This is a genomic window from Aurantiacibacter luteus, from assembly GCF_001010945.1.
Lineage (GTDB): Bacteria > Pseudomonadota > Alphaproteobacteria > Sphingomonadales > Sphingomonadaceae > Alteraurantiacibacter > Alteraurantiacibacter luteus.
In genome coordinates, this window is record NZ_LBHB01000001.1 from 286296 (window position 1) to 304942 (window position 18647).

Consider the following 18647-nt stretch of genomic DNA (forward strand, 5'->3'; position numbering starts at 1 on the left):
TCGCATTTTTGCAATTAGGCGGCTGCGGGCGGCCTTAATTCCCCCACACCACTTGTAGGGGGAATTGTGTCATGATTCGCTTTGCTTGCCTGCTGCTCTCCACTTCTCTGCCGCTCGCCCTCGCTGCACCTGCCGCCGCGCAGGTGGACGTCGATACCGCCATGCTGGAGCGCGACGTCACCATCCTCTCCGCCGACGACATGGAGGGCCGCGAGGCCGGCACGCGCGGGCACGAGCGCGCGGCGGGCTATGTTGCCGGGCGCATGGCTGCCATGGGGCTGGAGCCCGCAGGCGATGACGGCACCTATTTCCAAAGGGTGCCGCTGCTGAGCTACCGGTTGGCCGAGACCGGCAATTCGCTCGCCATCGAGGGGATGGACCCGCTGATCTTTGCGCAGGACTACGTCTCGAGCGGCGGACCTCGCTATCAGACCGCCAATTTCACCGCGCCGCTGGTGTTCGTGGGTTACGGGCTGGATATGCCGGGGCGCAACGATTTCGAGGGCGTGGACCTCAACGGCGCCATTGCGGTGCGCGTGGGCGGCCTGCCCGACGGCATAAATCCCGAGGAAGCGGCCTACCTCAACTACACCGCCGGCAAGCGCGTTTCCGATCGCGGGGCGGTGGGCATGCTCATGCTGGCCACGCCGGAAATGACGGCGAGGTATCCGTGGGAGATGGCCACCCGAGGTTACGCGGCGGAGCGCGTCATGACCTGGGTCGAGGCGGACGGCACGGGCCGCACGCAGAGCCCCAACTTCCGCGTCGGCGGGATGCTCTCGGAGGATGCCGCGCGTCGCCTGTTCGCCGGGCAGGACTTCGATTTCGACGATATCGCCGCCGCCGAGGCCACGCCCGAGGGCAGGATGCCCAGCTTCGCGCTCGGCCGCACGGCCACGGTCGAGGTCGCCAGCACCTACGAGCGGATCGATTCGCCCAACGTCGTCGGCATGATTCGCGGCAGCGACCCCGCGCTGGCAGGCGAATACGTGGTGCTCACCGCGCACCTCGACCACGTCGGCATCATCCCAACCGAGGAGGAGGGCGACGACGAGATCTACAACGGCGCGCTCGACAATGCCGTGGGCGTCGCATCGCTGCTGGAGGTTGCGCGCCTGCTCGCCGCCGATCCGCCGCGCCGTTCGGTGCTGGTGATCGCCGTCACCGCCGAGGAGAAGGGGCTGATCGGGTCGAGCTACAATGCGACCCATCCCACCGTCCCGCGCGATGCGATCGTGGCCAACGTCAACCTCGACATGCCCATCGCCACCTACGATTTCACCGACGTCGTCGCGCGCGGGGCCGAGCATTCGACGCTGAACGCGGCCATCGACGCGGCCGCGCGGGAATACGGTCTCACCCTCAGCCCGGACCCCACGCCGGAGCAGGGTTTTTTCGCCCGATCCGACCAGTTCAGCTACGTGAGGGAAGGGGTGCCCGCCGTGGCCGTCTCTCCCGGTTTCGCCGATGGCGGCATGGAGGCGCAGATGGCGGTCTTCGAAGCGCACTATCACCAGGCGAGCGACCAGGTCGGTCTCGTCAGCTTCCCCGCGATCGGCAAGTTCGCCGGGGTCAACTACCTCATCGCCCGCAACGTGGCGACCATGGCGGAGCGGCCCGCGTGGAACCCGGGCGATTTCTTCGGCGAAACTTACGCCGCGCGCACACCGAATTAGGCTGGCGTTCACGCGCGGCGGGTTTACATTCGTCGCCATGAAACAACGCCTTGTCGCGGCGACGCTCGCCATCGCCGTTCTCGTATCGCCCGCGGTCTCGGCCGCCGGGGAAACCGACCGCGCTACGCTGGAGCATGACGTGCGCGTACTGGCGGACGATGCGATGGAAGGGCGCGCGGCGGGGACTCCTGGCTACCAGCGGGCGGTCGACTACGTGTCGCGGCGCATGGCCGATATCGGGCTGCAGCAGGGCGGCGACCGTGACGACACGGACCGCGACTGGGTGCAGGATTTCTCGCTCGTGCGCTACGGCCCCGCGCGCGACACGCGCATGGCGATTGTCGGTGCCGACGGCGGGCGGGGCGAGAAGCTCGATTACGGCCTGGATTTCGTCGGCGGCGGGCTGGCGGGCGCGGGCGAGGGGCGGGCCGAGGCGGAGATCGTCTTCGTCGGCTATGGGCTCGACCTGCCGGCGCTCGGATACGACGACCTCGACGGCGTCGACCTGACCGGCAAGATCGCGCTGTGGGTACCGAGCGACCTCGAGGCGAGCGACCCGCTGCTTGCCGCGCACCTGCTGCAGACTGGCGGCGACCGCTTCGCCGCGCGTGGAGCGGTAGGTTCGATCATGCTATGGACCCCCGCGCTCAGCGAGCGCTTCGGGTGGATGCAGGCGCGCAATTTCCTCGCCGGGTCGAGCGGGACGACCTGGCTGGCACCCGACGGCACGCCCTACGATCCGGGCGCGGGCATGCAGTTCCAGCTGGTCGCTTCGCCCCAACTCTCGCGCCGCCTGCTCGAAGGCCAGCCGCTCGATCTGGACGCGCTTGCCGCCGCGCAATTCGCCGGCACGAGTGCGCTGCCCGCCTTCGATACCGGGCTGAAGGCGCGCGTGGATTACGCGGTCGAGGTAGAGCACCGGCTCGACACCGGCAACGTGGTGGGGATGTTGCCCGGCACCGATCCCGCGCTCGCCGACCAGTACGTGGTGATGACCGCGCACCTCGACCATGTCGGCGTTCGGGCCGGCAACGGGCGCGAGGGCGACCTGCTTTTTAACGGCGCGATGGACAATGCCGTGGGCGTCGCCATGTTGCTGGAGACGGCGCGGCTGATGGCCGCCAATCCGCCGCGCCGCCCGATGCTGTTCGTGGCGCTGGGGGCGGAGGAACTGGGCCTGCTCGGCAGTTCCTACCACGCCGCCCATCCGGACCTCGAAGGCGGGACGGTCGCGGTCAACGTCAACGTCGACATGCCCATCCTCACCTGGCCGTTCAGCGACCTGGTGGCCTTCGGGGCGGACCGGTCGAACATCTACGGCACCGTGGCCGCGGCGGCGGCCGGGCACGGGCTGAAGCTGGTGCCCGATCCCAACCCGGACGAGGGGTTCTTTTTCCGCTCCGACCAGTATTCCTACGTCCAGCGCGGCGTTCCCGCGGTCTATCTCGACGTCGGCTTCGGCAACGGCGGCGACGTGGCGCAACAGGCCTTTCTTTCCGCGAACTATCACCAACCTTCGGACGAGGTATCGGGCGTCGATTTCGACCAGCTCCAGCGCTTCGCCGACGTTGCCTACGACGTGACGCGCGGGGTGGCGGACATGGATGCGCGACCGGCGTGGAATGCGGGCGACGTGTTCGGACCGCTGTTCGGTGGCCCGATCGCGGACGCACCCTGACTTCGCGGCCGCCAGTGCCGGCCCTGCCGGTTCTGGCACGGGGCTCTATCACCTGATATTCAGGCAGGGCCGGGCATGGCGCGGCGGGTTCGCAATCGAGGACAGGGCGACGAGGTCGATGGTCCAATTTCACTCGCAATCACTGTATTGCTGCGCTAACACAGCAGGGTGAAGGTTATGTGGCCCTTTTCCACTTCGGCGCGGCGCGACGATCGCGGTGACCCGGCGGAACGCTGGGCGGAGCGCTGGGCCGAGCGCGACCTGGCGCTGGAAAATGCGCCGTGGGATCCGCTTGCCGATCCCGACGACGACGATTTCGCCTTTGCCGGTGACCGCCATTACACGAGCCATCGCCAAGCGCCGGGCGTGGTCCAGCCGGGCGGCTGGGAGCCGGTCGACCGCTACCGGCGCGGATGGCGCCGCTTCGTGCCGCAACGCGCCCGCAATCGCAGCCGCCTGTGGTGGGCCAGCCGGTGGATCGCCGCCTGCCTGCTCGTCTTCATCCTGCTCGTCGCCTGGCTGGCGGTGACCGCGCCGCTCAACAAGTCGCTGCAACCCATCGTGCCGCCGCAGATCACGCTTCTGGCCGCGGACGGCACGCCGATCGCGCGCAACGGCGCCGTGGTGGACGAGCCGGTCCGCGTGGCCGACCTGCCCCCGCACGTGATCGAGCCCTTTCTCGCCATAGAGGACCGGCGTTTCTACAGCCACTGGGGCATCGATCCGCGCGGGCTGGCGCGCGCGGCCTTCAGGGGCGTGGGCGGCGGCTCGACCATCACCCAGCAGCTCGCCAAGTTCACCTTTCTCACGCCCGAACAGACGCTGACCCGCAAGGCGCGCGAGGCGCTGATCGCGCTGTGGCTGGAGGCCTGGCTGACCAAGGACGAGATCCTCGAGCGCTACCTATCCAACGCCTATTTCGGCGACAACATGTACGGCCTGCGCGCCGCCAGCATGCACTACTTCTACCGCAAGCCCGAAAACCTGCGGCCGGAGCAGGCGGCGATGCTGGCGGGCCTGCTGCAGGCGCCCAGTCGCCTCGCGCCGACGCAGAACCCGGAGCTCGCCGCGCGCCGCTATGGCCTGGTCAAGAACGCCATGGTCGCGGCGGGCTACATCACCCAGGCGGAGGCCGATGCGATGCGTGTGCCCGCGACCGACGTGCGCGAGCGCGACGCGCTGCCGACGGGCACCTATTTCGCCGACTGGGCGCTGCCCGAGGCGCGCAAGCTGAGCGAGGTCGGCTATTCCCGCCAGACCATCACCACGACGCTCGATTCCCGCCTGCAGAACCTCGCGCGCCGCGCGGTCGAGCGCGCGCCGCTCGGATCCGCGCAGGTGGCGCTGGTGGCGATGCGGCCCAACGGCGAGGTCGTCGCCATGATCGGCGGCAAGGATTACGGGCAAAGCGCCTTCAACCGCGCCACGCAGGCCCGTCGCCAGCCGGGCTCCACCTTCAAGCTGTTCGTCTACCTCGCCGCCCTCAGGAACGGCTGGAGCCCGGACGATCGCATCTCCAACCGCGAGTTCACTTCCGGCAGCTACCGCCCGAGCAATCACAACGGTCGCTATTCCGACAGCCTGACCCTGCGCGAGGCTTTCGCCCAGTCCTCCAACGTCGCCGCCGTGCGGCTGTTGCAGCAGGTGGGCAGCGCGGCGGTGATCGAGACCGCGCGCGACCTCGGCGTGACATCACCCTTGCCCGAGGGCGATCCGAGCATGGCGCTGGGCACCTCGTCCATGACGCTGCTGGAGCTGACCAGCGCCTATGCCGGCATTGCCGCCAACGCCTTTCCTGTCGAGCCGCGCGCCTTTCCGGTGGCGGAGCCGGGCTGGCTCGAATGGCTGACTGACGGGCAATCCCGTCTCGGCTCGCGCGATCTGGGCGAGATGGAACTGCTGCTGCGCGAGGCCATCAACACCGGCACTGGGCGCGCCGCGACGCTTTCCATCGCCAACTACGGCAAGACCGGCACCACGCAGGACAACCGTGACGCGCTGTTCGTCGGCTACGCGGGCGAGGGGCCGGACCGGCTGGTGGTGGGGGTGTGGATCGGCAACGACGACAACTCCCCCTTGCGCGGCATAACCGGCGGCGGCCTGCCCGCGCGCATCTGGGCGGACTTCATGCGCGGCGCGCTGGGTGCACGGGCCGCCCCGCAGCCCACGCCCTCTCCCGATCCGCGCGGCCCGGTGGAGCCGCTCGACGTGCCGGCGGTGGAGGACATTCCATTGGGCGACGGTCGCCGCATCGTCATCCGCAACGGCGAGGCCGTGCTGGTCGAAACGATCGACGGTGTCGAGGTCGAGGTGGGCGTCGGCGGCGAGAATGGCCTGCGAGTGGATGTGGACCAGGAAGCTGCCCGGGCCCGCGCCATCGAACGCGCCCGGCAGGAACGCGAGGCGGCGCGCGAACGCCTGCTGGAGGAACGGGCGCGCTACGAGGAGTATCTCGACCAACAGGCCGAGATCGTCGAGGGGCAGCAGTAGCCGCGCCCGTGTTTACGGCGTGACGAGGTATTTCTCGCCCGTCGCCATCTGCGCATAGCCGGTCATGGCCTCCTGCGTCAGCATCTCCTCCAGCCCGACGCGGGTCTTGTAGCTGCTGGCAAAGGTGGTCTTCAGGCCATCGAGCACGCGCTTCCGCATCCCCATCACCGTCGGCAGGCCGGCATTGGCGAGGAAGGGCGTGAGCAGCCAGCCCGAGACCGTCCAGCCGAAGCCGTAGGTCGGCGTCAGCGTAGTGGGCGAAGGGTCGAGCCGGCCGTAGATGTACATCTTCTTCGGCTGATCGGAGCCGTAGCGGCTGAACTCGGTCATGCGCGCGGCGGCCACGCGCTCCATGGCGCGCAGGATCGTGTCGGTGGTGCGCCCGCCGCCGATGGGGTCGAAGCCGAGGAAAGCGCCGGTCGCGCCGATCGCCTCGGCCAGTGCCGCCTCATATCCCTCGGCCGAGCTGTCGACGACGTGCGCCGCGCCCTGGTCCTTCAGCAGCCGCACCTGCTCCTCGCGCCGCACGAGGTTGACGAGGCCCATGCCGTCCTCCTGGCAGATGCGGTTGAGCATCTGGCCGAGGTTGCTGGCGGCGGCGGCGTGGACGATGGCATCATGCCCTTCGCGCTTCGCCGTCTCGACGAAGCCCAGCGCGGTCATCGGGTTGACGAAGCTGCCCGCGCCGTCCTCCGCCGAATGGTCGCCCAGCGGCAGGCACATGGCGGCGTCGGCATAGGCATAGTCGGCATAGGCCGCACCCGGAACGCAGGCGACGCGCTGACCCATCAGCGCCTGCGCCATGTCCCCTTCGCCCGCCGCGACGACGGTGCCTGCGCCCTCGTTGCCCAGCTTCTGCCCCTTGCCGTGGCGCGCGGCCTGACCGGCGGCGAACGCGGGGTGGACCTGCATGGTGACTTTGCCCGGCTCGAACTGCGCGGTGGTGAGATCGGCCGCCGCCGTCATCAGCGCGAGGTCGGACGGGTTGATCGGCGCCGCCTCCATCCGCACGAGCACCTGGTTGCCGGTGGGGGCGGGAAAGTCTCGCTCGCGCACCTCGAGCACCTGCGTGCCGTCGGCGGTGAGGGTGGACGTGAGCTGGCGGCCGGTATGGGTCATGCGGTTCTCTCCTGTTTGTCGTCCTCATAGCGCGCGGCGACGAAATACAAACCCTCGGGCGGCGCATTGAGGCCCAGGGCGGCCCGGTCGCGCGCGGCGAGGGCGTGAGCGACCTGTTCCTCGCGCCACTGCCCCTGACCCACAAGCGCGAGGCAGCCCACCATCGAGCGCACCTGGTGATGCAGGAAGCTGCGCGCCGCGGCCCGGACGATCACCGCATCGCCTTCGCGCGAGACGGTCAGGGCATCCAGCGTCTTTACCGGGCTCGCCGACTGGCAATGCACGCTGCGAAAGGTGGTGAAGTCGTGGTGGCCGACCAGCGCCTGCGCGGCGCGGTGCATGGCGTCGGCATCCAGCGGGCGGGCGATGTGCCAGGCGCGGCCCTTCTCCAGCGTCAGCGGCGCGCGGCGGTTGCGGATGCGGTACTCGTAGGCGCGGCCCGTGCAGGAGAAGCGGGCGTGCCAGTCTTCCGGTTTTTCCTCGCAGGCGATGACGGCGACGGGGGCGGGGCGCAGCTTCGCGTTCAGCGCCTCCATCAGCCGGAAGGGCTCGAACGGCTTGGCGATGTCGAGGTGGCTGCGCATGGCGAGCGCGTGGACGCCCGAGTCCGTCCGCCCGGCGCTGTGCAGCACGGCATTCTCCCCGGTGACGGCACGGGCCGCTTCCTCGATGGCCTGCTGCACGCTCGGGCCATTGTCCTGCCGTTGCAGGCCGAAGAAGGGGCCGCCGTCGAATTCGATGGTGAGGGCGAAGCGGGTCACTCTCCCGCACCTTCGTCATTGCGAGGAGCCGAAGGCGACGCGGCAATCCATCTCCGGCCGTTGCACATGTTGAGCCCGCAGGTGATGGATTGCTTCGCTGCGCTCGCAATGACGAGGGAGTAAATCACCGCACGATTGTCCCCGGCTTCACCGCAAACCCGCGCAGGAAATCCTCCGCCGCCATCGCCGGTTTGCCCGCGCGTTGCAGCACCAGCGGGCGCAGGGCCGCGTTGCCGCAGGCGATGGTGAACTCCTCGTCGAGCACCGTGCCGGCAAGGCCGTTGTGGCCTATCACTCGCGCACGCAGCACCTTGATCCGCTCGCCGTCGAGCGTGAACCAGCTGCCGGGGAAGGGCGAAAAGGCGCGCACCTCGCGCTCCAGCTGTTCGGCGGGCTTTTCGAAATCGAGCCGCGCCTCGGACTTGTCGATCTTGGGCGCGTGGGTGGAGCCGAGGTTGTCCTGCGCTTCCGGGCGCAGCAGGTCCAGCTGCTCCAGCGTTTCGACCATCAGCCTTGCGCCGAGTTCGCCCAGCTCGTCGTGCAGTTCGCCAGCGGTCTTGTCCTCGATGGGCGTGCGCGCGCGCATGAGCATGGGGCCGGTGTCGAGCCCGGCCTCCATCTGCATGATGGTTACGCCGGTGACGGTATCGCCCGCCAGGATTGAGCGCTGGATCGGCGCCGCGCCGCGCCAGCGCGGCAGCAGGCTGGCGTGGACGTTGAGGCAGCCGCGTGCGGGCGCATCCAGCACCGCCTGCGGCAGCAGCAGGCCGTAGGCGGCGACCACCGCCACGTCCGCCTCCAGCGCGGCGAAGCGGGCCTGCTCGTCGAGGTCCTTCAGCGTGACGGGATGGCGCACCTCGATGCCCACCGCCCCGGCGCGCAGGTGCACGGGGCTGGCCCGGTCCTGCTTGCCCCGGCCCGCCGGGCGCGGCGGCTGGGTATAGGCACAGACGACCGCGTGCCCCGCCTCCACCAGCGCATCCAGCACCGGCACGGCGAAATCGGGCGTTCCCATGAAGACAATTCGCATACGACCGCCCGTGCCCGCCAACCCCGCTCACCCTGAGCTTGTCGAAGGGTCGTCCTTCCTTACATCGGGCGGTAGAAGAAAAAGCGATGCTTCGACAAGCTCAGCATGAGCGGATATTGGGATTGGTATGGCCTCCAGCGAAATCGAAACTCTCAGCCAGGCGCTCGCCCGCCTTCCCGGCCTCGGCCCGCGCAGCGCGCGCCGGGCGGTGCTGTGGCTGGTGAAGCACCGCGAGACCGCGCTCGACCAGGTGCTGGATGCGCTGGGCGCGGTGCGCGACAAGCTGGTGGAATGCGAGATCTGCGGCAATGTCGATACGCAGAACCCGTGCAGCGTCTGCGCCGACCCGCGCCGCGACACCAAGGCGATCTGCGTGGTGGAGGACGTGGCCGACCTCTGGGCGCTCGACCGGGCGCGGCTGTTCACCGGCAAGTATCACGTGCTGGGCGGCAAGCTGTCCGCGCTCGACGGCGTGCGGCCGGAAGACCTCGCCATCGATTCGCTGCTCGGCCGGGTCGAGGCGGGCGGGGTGGACGAGGTTGTCCTCGCCATGAACGCCACGCTCGAGGGGCAGACGACAGCACATTACATCGCCGAGCGGCTGGAGCAATTTCCCGTCCGCATCACCCAGCTTGCGCACGGTCTGCCGGTGGGCGGCGAGCTCGACTATCTCGACGAGGGCACCTTGGCCCAGGCCCTTCGCGCACGGCGACCGCTGGGCTGAACAACCGGCAATTGCAGGTTCACCGCGGCCTGCCTATATGCGCGCCCATGGCCATACGCGAAATCCTCGAAGCGCCGGATCCCCGGCTGAAGACCATTTCCAAGCCCGTCGAGACCTTCGATGGCAGCTTGCAGACCCTCGTCGACGACATGTTCGAGACGATGTACGCCGCCCACGGCATCGGCCTCGCGGCGATCCAAGTGGGCGAGCCGCTGCGCCTGCTCGTCATCGACCTGCAGGAAGAGGACCCGGACGCAGAGCCCGTGCCCTGCGACCATGATGGCCACCATCACACGCACCAGCCGATCATCAACGATCCGCGCGTGTTCGTGAACCCGGAGATCCTCGATCCCTCGGGCGAGTTGAAGAGCTACCAGGAAGGCTGCCTCTCGGTGCCCGACATCTACGCCGACGTCGAGCGCCCGGCCCAGTGCCGCGTGCGCTGGCAGGACCTCGAGGGCAACACCCACGAGGAAGAGATGAGCGGAATGCTGGCGGTGTGCATCCAGCACGAGATGGATCACCTGAACGGCATCCTGTTCATCGATCACCTCAGCCGCCTCAAGCGCTCCATGGCGCTCAAGAAGCTCGCCAAGGCACGGCAGGCCGCCTGACTCAATAGCGACCGCCGCGTTCCCCTGCGGAAGCGCGGCGGCGTGATCTCAGGCGGCTTCGGCCAGCGTGCCGAGCGCCTTGCGGCAATCGTCCATGCACTCCTGGCACATGCGCGCGCAGCGGCGGCAGTGATCGTTGTCGTGCTGGCTGCATTCCGCGTGGCAGATCTCGCAGGCGGTGATGCAGGCTTGGAGCAGCGCCCTGATGACCGGCACGTTGCTCGCCGTGCGGCGAGCGGCGACGCGGCTGACGGCCTGACAGATGTCCGAGCAGTCGAGGCACTTGCGGATGCACTCGCTCATGTCCATCGGCTCGGCGCTGCAGGCGTCCGCGCAGGAATTGCAGATGGCGGCGCAATACATCGCGTGCTTCACCGCCTCGGCCAGCGCCTCGTTGTAGTCGGACCCGACCTGCGGGTGGTCCTTGATCATTTCCTTGATCGACATGGGGTTCGGTCTCCTTCCCCCCTCTAGCGCGCGAGGCGGCCCAAGCGTTCCGAGGAACTGGCAAACGTGCTCGCGGATTGGGGGGCCATGCTTTCCGACGCCTTCATGCTCGAAATCGCGGTCACCGTCGCCAAGCTGTTCGAGCTCGTCGGGATGGGCGTGATCGTCATCGGCACCGTCTTCGCCATCGGCAAGCTGGCGCTGTCGGTCACGGGCGTAACCCGCACCGAGGAGGTGGCAGGCGACCGTGACCTGGTCAGCGCCTTCCGCAAGACGCTGGGCCGCTCCATCCTCACCGGGCTGGAACTGCTGGTCGCCGCCGACATCATCCGCACCGTCGCGGTGGAGCCGACGATGGAGAGCGTGCTGGTCCTCGGCCTCATCGTCATCATCCGCACCTTTCTCAGCTTCAGCTTGGAGGTGGAGATCGAGGGCCACTGGCCGTGGCAAAAGGTCAGGGCGCCTGCGAAGGACGGCGAAGACTAGCGCAGCTTGGGGCCGGAGCCGGTCCACTTGGCCACGACCTCCACCGTCGGCTTGCCCTTGACACCTGCCGCCAGCGGCGCGTGGTGGATGGCGAGGACAGTAGCGTAGTGCTCGGTGCCGTCACGCTCCACCATCAGCCGGTCGCCGGGCGAGGGCAGGGCGAGGAACTGGTGTTGGCCCCAGTCCTCCGAGGTGGCGGCCTTGCCGCGCACGAGTGTCACCTTGCCCTCGATCATGCGGACAAGTCTGGCAGGCGCACGCGGCAGGTCAAGGGGTCTAGAACAGCCCCTCGATCTGGCCGTTCTCGTCGAGGTAGATGTTCTCCGCGCTCGGCACCTTGGGCAGGCCCGGCATGGTCATGATGCCGCCGCACACGGCCACCACGAAGCCTGCCCCGGCACTAAGGCGCACCTCGTTCACCTCCACCTCGTGGCCCGTGGGCGCGCCGAGGCGGCCGGGATCGGTGGTGAAGGAATATTGCGTCTTCGCCATGCAGACGGGGAACTTGCCGTAGCCCATCTGCTCCCACTGCTCGAGCTGCTTGACCAGCGGCGCGGCGATGTGGACCTCGTCGGCGCGGTAGATTTCGCGGCCCACCGTGCGGATCTTGTCGGCGAGCGACATGTCGTCCGGATAGAGCTGGTTGAACTCCGGCGCCCCGGCATCGGCCTTGGCGGCGACGATGCGCGCCAGCTCCTCGGCCCCGGCGCTGCCGTCGGCCCAGTGCTTACAAATGACGGCATCGGTGCCGAACTCGGCGGCCATCTCCTGAATCACCGCGATCTCCTCGTCGGTGTCGAGATGGAAGTGGTTGATGGCGACCGTGGGCGTCACGCCGAATTTCTTGAGATTCTCGATGTGCCGCTTGAGGTTCACGGCACCCGCGCGCACCGCATCGGCATTGGGCGTGCCGAGATCGTTCTTGGCCACGCCGCCATTCATCTTGAGCGCGCGCACGGTGGCGACGATCACGATGGCATCGGGCTTGAGCCCCGCGAGGCGGCACTTGATGTCCATGAACTTTTCCGCGCCCAAGTCCGCGCCGAAGCCGGCCTCGGTCACGGTGTAGTCGGCCATCTTCATCGCCGTGTTGGTCGCGATCACGGAGTTGCAGCCGTGGGCGATGTTGGCGAAGGGGCCGCCGTGCAGGAAGGCCGGGTTGTTCTCCAGCGTCTGCACCAGGTTGGGCAGGATCGCGTCCTTCAGCAGCACGGTCATGGCGCTGTCGGCCTTGATGTCGCGGCAATAGACGGGCTCGCGCTTGCGGTTGTAGCCGATGATGATGTCGCCCAGCCGCTTTTGCAGGTCGGCGAGGTCGCTGGCGAGGCACAGGATGGCCATGATCTCCGAGGCGACGGTGATGTCGAAGCCGCTCTCGCGCGGGAAGCCGTTGGCAACACCGCCCAGCGGGCCGACGATCTGCCGCAAAGCGCGGTCGTTCATGTCGAGCACGCGCTTCCACACGACGCGGCGGATGTCGATGTCGTTGGGATTGCCCCAGTAGATCTGGTTGTCGATCATCGCCGCGAGCAGGTTGTGCGCGCTGGTGATGGCGTGGAAATCGCCGGTGAAATGGAGGTTGATCTCGTCCATTGGCATCACCTGCGACTTGCCGCCGCCCGCGCCGCCGCCCTTCATGCCGAAGCACGGGCCGAGGCTGGGTTCGCGCAGGCACAGCATGGTCTTCTTGCCGATGCGGTGGAGCGCGTCGGAGAGGCCGACCGAGGTCGTCGTCTTGCCTTCGCCTGCCGGGGTCGGGTTGATCGCGGTGACGAGGATCAGCTTGCCCGCCGGACGATCCGGCAGGTGCGAGGTATCGACCTTGGCCTTGTACTTGCCGTACGGGATCAGCGCCTCGTCCGGCACGCCGGCATTCTTCGCCACATCGGTAATGGGGATGAGCGTTGCCTGGCGGGCGATCTCGATGTCGGTGGGCATGGGCGAATCCTCTCTGGCTGCTGGTGCATCTTTTCACGATTGCGAAAATTCGCAAATCCGAATTAGTATCACCACTAGAGCGTCGTGTGTCCTGCCTCAAGGCCAATTAGCGAGACTTGGGGATGGCTCCCTCCTCGTGGTTGCGGGACGGCTAGACGCGGACTAGGTTCGCTTTTCGTTCCAAATGCGGGAGTTGTCGGTGGAACCGATCGTAGTCATCGCAATCGTCGTCGGCGTCCTGCTCGCGCTGGGCCTGGGCTACTGGCTCGGTGGGCGGCCTGCGGCCGACTTGCTGGCGGAGCGCGGCGTCTTGCAGGACCGCGCCGCGACGCTGGAAACGGACTTCAAGCGTGCCGTGGCGGAGTTGGGCACGGCGCAGGTCGAGCTGGCGACCCTGCGCGCCAATGCCGAGAACTTCGACAAGCAGATCGCTTCCCTGAAGGAGGCGCGAGAGGAACTGGTAACGCAGTTCCGCGCCACCGGGTCGGAAGTGCTGGGCAAGGCGCAGGAGGACTTCCTCAGGGCCGCGGGCGAGCGGTTCGGCCATGCCGAGCGGGCGAGCGAGGAAAAGCTGAAGGCGCTGCTCGAGCCGGTCGACAAGCGCCTGAAGAGTTACGAGGAGCAGGTCGGTGCGCTGGAAAAGCAGCGCGTCGACGCCTTCGGCAAGCTCCACGGCGTGATCGAGAACCTGCGGCGGGGGCAGGAGGAGGTGCGCCGCGAGGCGCAGCGGCTCGGCAATTCGCTGACTAACGCTCCCAAAGCGCGCGGGCGCTGGGGCGAGCGGGCATTGCAGAACGTGCTCGAACAGTGCGGCCTGTCGCAGCACACCGATTTCATCATGGAGCACTCGGTCGAGACCGAAGGCGGGCGGCTGCGGCCCGATGCCATCGTCCACGTGCCGGGACAGAAGAAGCTGGTGATCGACGCCAAGGTCTCATTGAACGCCTACCAGGCCGCCTACGAGGCGGAGGACGACGACGTGCGGCGCGACCAGTTGAAGGCCCACGCCCGATCCATGCGCAACCACGTGCAGACGCTGGGCGCCAAGAGCTACCAGAGCCAGTTCGAGGAAGCGCCCGACTATGTCGTGATGTTCGTGCCCGGCGAACACTTCGTCGCCGCCGCGCTCGAAGCCGATCCCGAGCTGTGGGACTTCGCCTTCCACAACGGCGTGCTGCTGGCGACGCCCACGAACCTCGTCGCCATCGCCCGAACCGTGGCGCAGGTCTGGCGGCAGGATCAGCTCGCGTCCGAAGCTCGAGAAATCGGCCGTATGGGCGTTGAATTGCATGATCGACTGGCGACGGCTGCCCAGCATCTCAAGCGTATGGGCGGCGGGCTGGAGTCGGCGGTCAAGAATTACAACAGTTTTGTTGGCAGCTTCGAGCGCAACGTGCTGACGTCTGGCCGCCGCATGGCCGACAAGGGGCTGGAGATCGGCAAGGAAATCGACGAGGTGCCGCTGGTGGAAGGCGCACCGCGCTATGGCATGGACGATGCGCCGGAACCGGATTCGACAGCGCTCATTGAAGCGGGAAGCGACACGGAGGAGGAAGCCGCCCGATGAAACGCCTGCTGACGGGCCTGGCTGCCCTTTCCCTGCTGGCGGCCTGCGACCGCAGCGACCCGCCGGTCGAGAAGATCGAGCGCGCCGCCGAGGAACTGGTGACCGAGGCCGATCCCGCACCTGCCGCGACAGAGCCGCAGGGCCCCTTCGCCCCGCGCGACGAATGCTCCAGCCAGCCGGGCGCATCGGCCTTCCTCGCCGAATTGCGCGCAGCGGTTGAAGCGCGCGATGCCGATGCGCTGGCGGCGCTCTCGGCGGAGGACATCCAGCTCGATTTTGGCGGCGGCGCGGGCCGCGCCCTGCTGGCCGAGCGCTTGGGCGATCCGCAATACGACCTGTGGGGCGAGCTTGAGGAAGTGCTCGCCATGGGCTGCGCCTCCGACGGGGCAGTGCTCTCTATGCCGTGGTACTGGACGCAGCCCTACAAGGTCGATGCCTTCGAGGGCGCCATCGTCACCGGCGAGAACGTCGCCGTCCACGCCGCGCCCGACGGCGCATCGCCGCGCGTGGGCGTGCTGTCGTGGAACGAGGTGACGCGGACGGGCGCCTACAATCCCGAGGCCGAGTGGGCGGCGATCCGCTGGGACGATCCCGAAGCGGACGAGGACAGGACCGGCTTCATTCGCCAGTCCGAACTGCGCTCCATCGTCGATTACCGTATCGAGGCGGCGCGCCGGAACGACCGCTGGCGGCTGACCAGCTTCATCGCCGGGGACTGATCGTCCGCTAGTCCGCGCGCCGGCGCAATAGGCCGACCAGCAGCAGGGCCCAGCCCTTGATCGTCAGCGCGCCCGAGCCGACCACGATGATCGAGACCGCCAGTTCTTCGGACGCGCTGGCCGAGAAGCCCCGTCCCGCTATCGGCAGCATCCTGCTCGCGCCGGTCACGGCGGCGAGGGTGAGGCCCAGCCACAGGCCGACCATTCCGCCAACCAGGCTCCAGCGTGTCGCTCGGAGCAAATGGCGATGCAGGCTGACCGCCCGCCACACGCCGCCCGCCACCATCAACGCGGTCCCGCTCTGCGCGGCCGTCAGGTGAGCGGAGAGCGCCATGCGCGGGTTGGCGAATTCCTGCACGACTGCACCCTGGACCAAGCCGACGAGAAACAGCGCGGCACCGGCGACGAGCAGCGCCTTGTCCATTCCGTGGGGCGGCAGCGCGCTCTCAGCCATCGAGGCTCGCCAGCACCTCGTAGCCCAGCACGGCCGCGGCGACCGCGGCGTTTAGGCTGTCGGCGCGCCCCTTCATCGGCATTGTCACGCGCAGGTCGCAGGCCGCCTCGTAATTCTCGGGCAGGCCGCGCGATTCGTTGCCGACCATGACGAAGCACGGGGCCGCGTAGGGCGCGCCGCGATAGGGCACGGCTTCGCGCAAGGATGCCGCCACCAGCTGGCCCCGTTCTTCATCGGGCCCGCCGCGCAACCACGGCAGGAACTCGTCCCACGATGCGCGCGCTATGCCCTGCGTGAACACCGCGCCCATGCTGGCGCGCACCGCCTCGACCGAGAAGGGATCGGCGCAGTCGTCGATCAGGATCAGCCCACCCGCGCCGATGGCGTCGCCCGTGCGCAGCATGGTGCCGAGGTTGCCCGGATCGCGCAGGGCCTGAGCCACCAGCCAGATTGGCGCCGCAGTGCGATCCAGCGCGGCGAGCGAGGTGTCGAACTCGGCGAACACGCCCGCCACGGCCTGCGGATTGTCCTTGCCGGTGATCTTGGAAAGGATGTCGGGGGTGGTTTCCACCACCTCGCCGCCCGCATGCTCGACCGCCGACACCAGCGCCCCCAGCAGCGGGTGCGGATCGCGTGTGCTCGCCATCACCAGCATCTCCGGCACGCGCCCGCTCTCCAGCGCGTCGGTCAGCAGCCGCAGGCCCTCGGCCAGGAACTTGCCCTCGCGCTTGCGATGCTTCTTGTCGCGCAGGCTTTTCAGGAACTTTACGGTGGGGTTGGAGAAGCCGGTGATTTCCCGCCGGGCGGTAGGCAAGGTCACTCTTCGCCGAAGCCGGTCTCCACCAGCTCCACCAGTTCGGCCAGCCGCGCCTCCTGCGCCTCGCCCTCGCACGACAGGGTCACGGTGTCGCCCTTGGCCGCGCCCAGCATCATCAGCCCGAGGATGGAGCCGCCACCGGCACAGGTGCCGTCCTTGGTCACGGTGACGCGGCAGCCGTCCATCTCGGCGACGGTGCCCACGAATTTCGCGCTGGCCCGGGCGTGGAGCCCGCGCTTGTTGACGATCGTCACGTCCTTGCTCACCGCCCCCATGGCTTTCCCCCGAACGTCAGGCCGTCTGCCCGAGGAATTCGGACGCGACGGTGATGTAGTTGCGCCCCGCCTCGCGCGCAGCCTGCGCGGCGCGGTCGAGCGTCATGTCCTTGCGCGCGCCGGCAAGGCGGATCAGCATCGGCAGGTTGATGCCGGCGATCACCTCGGTACGGCCCGGCTGCAGCAGCGAGATCGCGAGGTTGGAAGGCGTGCCACCGAAAAGGTCGGTCAGCATGATCGCGCCGCGGCCGCCGTCGACCTTGGCGATGGCATCGGCGATGTCCTTGCGGCGGCGCTCCATGTCGTCGTTGGGGCCGATGCAGATGGTGGCGATGGCGGCCTGGGGGCCGACCACGTGCTCCATCGCGGCGACGAATTCCTCGGCCAGGCGACCGTGGGTGACGAGGATCAGTCCGATCATGTGCGAAGTGAACTCTTGATGCGCCCTTTGGATGGACCGGAATGCGGGTTTCTCGTCACGGATGCTGCGTGCCTTCGACCAGTTCCGCCGCGCGCGATCCCAGATTGCGGTGCAGGACCGTGGGCGAAAAGCCGCCTTCGCGCAAGGCCTTCGCCATCTTCTCGGCGGTATAGACGCTGCGATGCCTGCCGCCGGTACAGCCGAACGCGATGTTGACGTAGGTCTTGCCCTGCTCGGCGTAGCGCGGGAGCAGTTCGAGCAGCAGGGCGCGGATCTTGTCGAAGCTGCTGGCGAAGACGGCGCTGCGCTCGATGAAGTCGCCCACGGCCTCGTCGAGCCCGGTCTGCTCCTTCAAGCCCGGCTCCCAGTGCGGGTTGTCGAGGAAACGCATGTCGAAAACCAGGTCGGCACCCGGCGGCGTGCCGCGGGAAAAGCCGAAGCTGGAGACGGTGACCGTCATCTCCTTCGGCGCGTCCTGGGCGAACTGGTCGCGGATGGTCTGCTTAAGGTCGTTGACGCTGAAATCGGTGGTGTCGATCAGCACGTCGGCCCAGCGCCTGAGCGGGCTCAGCAGCTCGCGCTCGGCGGCGATGCCGCTCGATACGGGCAGGTCCTGCGCCAGGAAATGCCGCCGTCGGGTCTCGTTGAAGCGGCGCTCCAGCTCGTGCCCGGCGCAGTCGAGGAACAGCGTGGTGACCGACAGATTGCGATCGTCGGACCAGCGGCGGACCTGCTCGATCACCTCGCCCGGCAGGAAGCCGCGGGTGCGGCAGTCGAAGCCGATGGCGAGCGAATAGCCATCGTCCTGGTTCACCATCCGGTCGAGCAGGCGGACGGGGAAGTTGTCGATGGCTTCCCAGCCCAGGTCCTCCAGCTCGCGCAGCGCCGTGCTCTTGCCCGCGCCGAGCATGCCGGTGACCAGCAGCAGGCGCTGGCGGGTATCGGGTCGATCCTCTCCCATCGCCGGCGGGTCTGCGCGCTTCGCTAACAAAAGTGAAGAGCCCGCATCAGCCCAGCCCGTGGATTTCGAGCGCGGCCTCGGCCCGCAGCGCCAGGACCGGGCTGTCGGGATAGAGCGCGACCTGCGGCACGGCCTGGCCCAGCAGCATGGCCTGCCCGGCACCCAGCGGCAGGCGTTCGGCATCGGGGGTAAGCGCGATGACGATGGCGACGGGGGCGCTGGTCACCGGCACCTCGAGCAGGCCGACGTTGCGGATCTCGATGAGGCCAGCGGTATGCTCGGGCGGGTGCGCGATCACGCGGCCGTCGACGAGTTCGAGCGCGACCCCATCATCGCCCACAAGCTCGCCGCCGCGATCGAGGAGGGCAAGCGCGAGGCTGGACTTGCCGCTGCCCGGCTCGCCGGTGATCAGCACGCCGCGCCCGCGCATCGCCACGCAGCTGACGTTCGCCATCGGGGTTCTCTCCTCG

At 68.3% G+C, this 18647-nt stretch carries 20 protein-coding genes; 8 read left to right on the forward strand and 12 right to left on the reverse strand.

Annotation, left to right across the window (positions count from 1 at the left end; all coding sequences use genetic code 11):
* Nucleotides 1–71 precede the first annotated feature (71 nt).
* The 3 genes from AAW00_RS01385 (at nucleotide 72) to AAW00_RS01395 (ending at nucleotide 5844) form a co-directional block, all read left to right on the forward strand.
* Nucleotides 72–1676 carry a M28 family peptidase gene (locus AAW00_RS01385; protein ID WP_047002566.1) on the forward strand — a complete coding sequence of 535 codons (1605 nt, stop codon included), beginning with the start codon at nucleotides 72–74 and terminating at the stop codon, nucleotides 1674–1676.
* A gap of 37 nt (nucleotides 1677–1713) precedes the next feature.
* Nucleotides 1714–3354: a M28 family peptidase gene (locus AAW00_RS01390; RefSeq protein WP_047002567.1), complete on the forward strand. Its 1641-nt coding sequence runs from the start codon at nucleotides 1714–1716 to the stop codon at nucleotides 3352–3354.
* 177 nt (nucleotides 3355–3531) lie between these two features.
* Entirely contained in the window at nucleotides 3532–5844 is a 2313-nt protein-coding gene (locus tag AAW00_RS01395; protein ID WP_082124873.1) for a transglycosylase domain-containing protein, read from the forward strand.
* Nucleotides 5845–5856: 12 nt separating this feature from the next.
* On the opposite strand, the gene AAW00_RS01400 is transcribed toward AAW00_RS01395, so the two are convergent.
* The 3 genes from AAW00_RS01400 to fmt form a co-directional block, all read right to left on the reverse strand.
* The gene (locus AAW00_RS01400; protein ID WP_047002568.1) at nucleotides 5857–6963 is read right to left on the reverse strand and encodes an alcohol dehydrogenase catalytic domain-containing protein; all 1107 of its coding nucleotides are present in this window, start codon (nucleotides 6961–6963) and stop codon (nucleotides 5857–5859) included.
* Nucleotides 6960–7724, reverse strand: coding sequence for a tRNA pseudouridine(38-40) synthase TruA (gene truA, locus AAW00_RS01405; protein WP_047002569.1), 765 nt, complete (start codon nucleotides 7722–7724; stop codon nucleotides 6960–6962). The genes AAW00_RS01400 and truA overlap by 4 nt, the downstream gene beginning before the upstream one ends.
* Nucleotides 7725–7848: 124 nt before the next feature.
* Complete coding sequence (gene fmt, locus AAW00_RS01410) at nucleotides 7849–8754, reverse strand: methionyl-tRNA formyltransferase (RefSeq protein WP_047002570.1); 906 nt, start codon at nucleotides 8752–8754, stop codon at nucleotides 7849–7851.
* A gap of 127 nt (nucleotides 8755–8881) precedes the next feature.
* On the opposite strand from fmt, the gene recR reads away from it, so the two are divergent.
* Nucleotides 8882–9478 (forward strand): recombination mediator RecR, encoded by a 597-nt coding sequence (recR, locus tag AAW00_RS01415; RefSeq protein ID WP_047002571.1) that lies wholly within the window; start codon nucleotides 8882–8884, stop codon nucleotides 9476–9478.
* A 47-nt stretch (nucleotides 9479–9525) separates the two neighbouring features.
* Nucleotides 9526–10092: a peptide deformylase gene (def, locus tag AAW00_RS01420; RefSeq protein ID WP_047002572.1), complete on the forward strand. Its 567-nt coding sequence runs from the start codon at nucleotides 9526–9528 to the stop codon at nucleotides 10090–10092.
* 48 nt (nucleotides 10093–10140) lie between these two features.
* On the opposite strand, the gene AAW00_RS01425 is transcribed toward def, so the two are convergent.
* Nucleotides 10141–10539, reverse strand: a complete 399-nt coding sequence (locus AAW00_RS01425) for a four-helix bundle copper-binding protein (RefSeq protein WP_047002573.1) — start codon at nucleotides 10537–10539, stop codon at nucleotides 10141–10143.
* Nucleotides 10540–10605: 66 nt separating this feature from the next.
* On the opposite strand from AAW00_RS01425, the gene AAW00_RS01430 reads away from it, so the two are divergent.
* Nucleotides 10606–11025: a DUF1622 domain-containing protein gene (locus tag AAW00_RS01430; RefSeq protein ID WP_241461603.1), complete on the forward strand. Its 420-nt coding sequence runs from the start codon at nucleotides 10606–10608 to the stop codon at nucleotides 11023–11025.
* On the opposite strand, the gene AAW00_RS14795 is transcribed toward AAW00_RS01430, so the two are convergent.
* Together AAW00_RS14795 and AAW00_RS01440 are read right to left on the reverse strand one after the other, a co-directional pair.
* Nucleotides 11022–11261, reverse strand: a complete 240-nt coding sequence (locus AAW00_RS14795) for a hypothetical protein (protein WP_047002574.1) — start codon at nucleotides 11259–11261, stop codon at nucleotides 11022–11024. The genes AAW00_RS01430 and AAW00_RS14795 overlap by 4 nt on opposite strands.
* 40 nt (nucleotides 11262–11301) lie before the next feature.
* Entirely contained in the window at nucleotides 11302–12963 is a 1662-nt protein-coding gene (locus AAW00_RS01440) for a formate--tetrahydrofolate ligase (RefSeq protein ID WP_047002575.1), read from the reverse strand.
* Nucleotides 12964–13147: 184 nt separating this feature from the next.
* On the opposite strand from AAW00_RS01440, the gene AAW00_RS01445 reads away from it, so the two are divergent.
* Nucleotides 13148–14530, forward strand: a complete 1383-nt coding sequence (locus AAW00_RS01445) for a DNA recombination protein RmuC (protein ID WP_047002576.1) — start codon at nucleotides 13148–13150, stop codon at nucleotides 14528–14530.
* Nucleotides 14527–15249 (forward strand): hypothetical protein, encoded by a 723-nt coding sequence (locus AAW00_RS01455; RefSeq protein WP_052761713.1) that lies wholly within the window; start codon nucleotides 14527–14529, stop codon nucleotides 15247–15249. Before AAW00_RS01445 ends, AAW00_RS01455 begins: the two co-directional genes overlap by 4 nt.
* Before the next feature lie 7 nt (nucleotides 15250–15256).
* On the opposite strand, the gene AAW00_RS01460 is transcribed toward AAW00_RS01455, so the two are convergent.
* Genes AAW00_RS01460 through AAW00_RS01485 form a run of 6 tightly spaced genes read right to left on the reverse strand, consistent with a single transcriptional unit; the run spans nucleotide 15257 to nucleotide 18631 of the window.
* A complete protein-coding gene (locus AAW00_RS01460) occupies nucleotides 15257–15703 on the reverse strand; it encodes a hydrogenase (RefSeq protein ID WP_156169889.1) in 447 nt (148 codons plus the stop codon).
* Nucleotides 15696–16523, reverse strand: a complete 828-nt coding sequence (locus tag AAW00_RS01465; protein ID WP_047002580.1) for a TrmH family RNA methyltransferase — start codon at nucleotides 16521–16523, stop codon at nucleotides 15696–15698. The genes AAW00_RS01460 and AAW00_RS01465 overlap by 8 nt, the downstream gene beginning before the upstream one ends.
* On the reverse strand, nucleotides 16520–16795 hold the full coding sequence (locus AAW00_RS01470) for an HPr family phosphocarrier protein (protein ID WP_047002581.1): 276 nt from the start codon (nucleotides 16793–16795) through the stop codon (nucleotides 16520–16522). Before AAW00_RS01470 ends, AAW00_RS01465 begins: the two co-directional genes overlap by 4 nt.
* A gap of 16 nt (nucleotides 16796–16811) precedes the next feature.
* A complete protein-coding gene (locus AAW00_RS01475; protein ID WP_047002582.1) occupies nucleotides 16812–17216 on the reverse strand; it encodes a PTS sugar transporter subunit IIA in 405 nt (134 codons plus the stop codon).
* A 55-nt stretch (nucleotides 17217–17271) separates the two neighbouring features.
* Entirely contained in the window at nucleotides 17272–18177 is a 906-nt protein-coding gene (gene rapZ, locus AAW00_RS01480) for an RNase adapter RapZ (RefSeq protein ID WP_047002583.1), read from the reverse strand.
* Between the two features lie 46 nt (nucleotides 18178–18223).
* Nucleotides 18224–18631, reverse strand: a complete 408-nt coding sequence (locus tag AAW00_RS01485; protein WP_047003431.1) for an HPr kinase/phosphorylase — start codon at nucleotides 18629–18631, stop codon at nucleotides 18224–18226.
* Between the last annotated feature and the right edge of the window lie 16 nt (nucleotides 18632–18647).

Bases quoted from the DNA above. Each gene is read 5' to 3' on its own strand.
- AAW00_RS01385 (WP_047002566.1), top strand. From the start codon at position 72: ATGATTCGCTTTGCTTGCCTGCTGCTCTCCACTTCTCTGCCGCTCGCC.
- AAW00_RS01390 (WP_047002567.1), top strand. From the start codon at position 1,714: ATGAAACAACGCCTTGTCGCGGCGACGCTCGCCATCGCCGTTCTCGTA.
- AAW00_RS01395 (WP_082124873.1), top strand. From the start codon at position 3,532: ATGTGGCCCTTTTCCACTTCGGCGCGGCGCGACGATCGCGGTGACCCG.
- AAW00_RS01400 (WP_047002568.1), bottom strand. From the start codon at position 6,963: ATGACCCATACCGGCCGCCAGCTCACGTCCACCCTCACCGCCGACGGC.
- fmt (WP_047002570.1), bottom strand. From the start codon at position 8,754: ATGCGAATTGTCTTCATGGGAACGCCCGATTTCGCCGTGCCGGTGCTG.
- recR (WP_047002571.1), top strand. From the start codon at position 8,882: ATGGCCTCCAGCGAAATCGAAACTCTCAGCCAGGCGCTCGCCCGCCTT.
- def (WP_047002572.1), top strand. From the start codon at position 9,526: ATGGCCATACGCGAAATCCTCGAAGCGCCGGATCCCCGGCTGAAGACC.
- AAW00_RS01425 (WP_047002573.1), bottom strand. From the start codon at position 10,539: ATGTCGATCAAGGAAATGATCAAGGACCACCCGCAGGTCGGGTCCGAC.
- AAW00_RS14795 (WP_047002574.1), bottom strand. From the start codon at position 11,261: ATGATCGAGGGCAAGGTGACACTCGTGCGCGGCAAGGCCGCCACCTCG.
- AAW00_RS01440 (WP_047002575.1), bottom strand. From the start codon at position 12,963: ATGCCCACCGACATCGAGATCGCCCGCCAGGCAACGCTCATCCCCATT.
- AAW00_RS01445 (WP_047002576.1), top strand. From the start codon at position 13,148: ATGCGGGAGTTGTCGGTGGAACCGATCGTAGTCATCGCAATCGTCGTC.
- AAW00_RS01455 (WP_052761713.1), top strand. From the start codon at position 14,527: ATGAAACGCCTGCTGACGGGCCTGGCTGCCCTTTCCCTGCTGGCGGCC.
- AAW00_RS01460 (WP_156169889.1), bottom strand. From the start codon at position 15,703: ATGGCTGAGAGCGCGCTGCCGCCCCACGGAATGGACAAGGCGCTGCTC.
- AAW00_RS01470 (WP_047002581.1), bottom strand. From the start codon at position 16,795: ATGGGGGCGGTGAGCAAGGACGTGACGATCGTCAACAAGCGCGGGCTC.
- AAW00_RS01475 (WP_047002582.1), bottom strand. From the start codon at position 17,216: ATGATCGGACTGATCCTCGTCACCCACGGTCGCCTGGCCGAGGAATTC.
- rapZ (WP_047002583.1), bottom strand. From the start codon at position 18,177: ATGGGAGAGGATCGACCCGATACCCGCCAGCGCCTGCTGCTGGTCACC.
- AAW00_RS01485 (WP_047003431.1), bottom strand. From the start codon at position 18,631: ATGGCGAACGTCAGCTGCGTGGCGATGCGCGGGCGCGGCGTGCTGATC.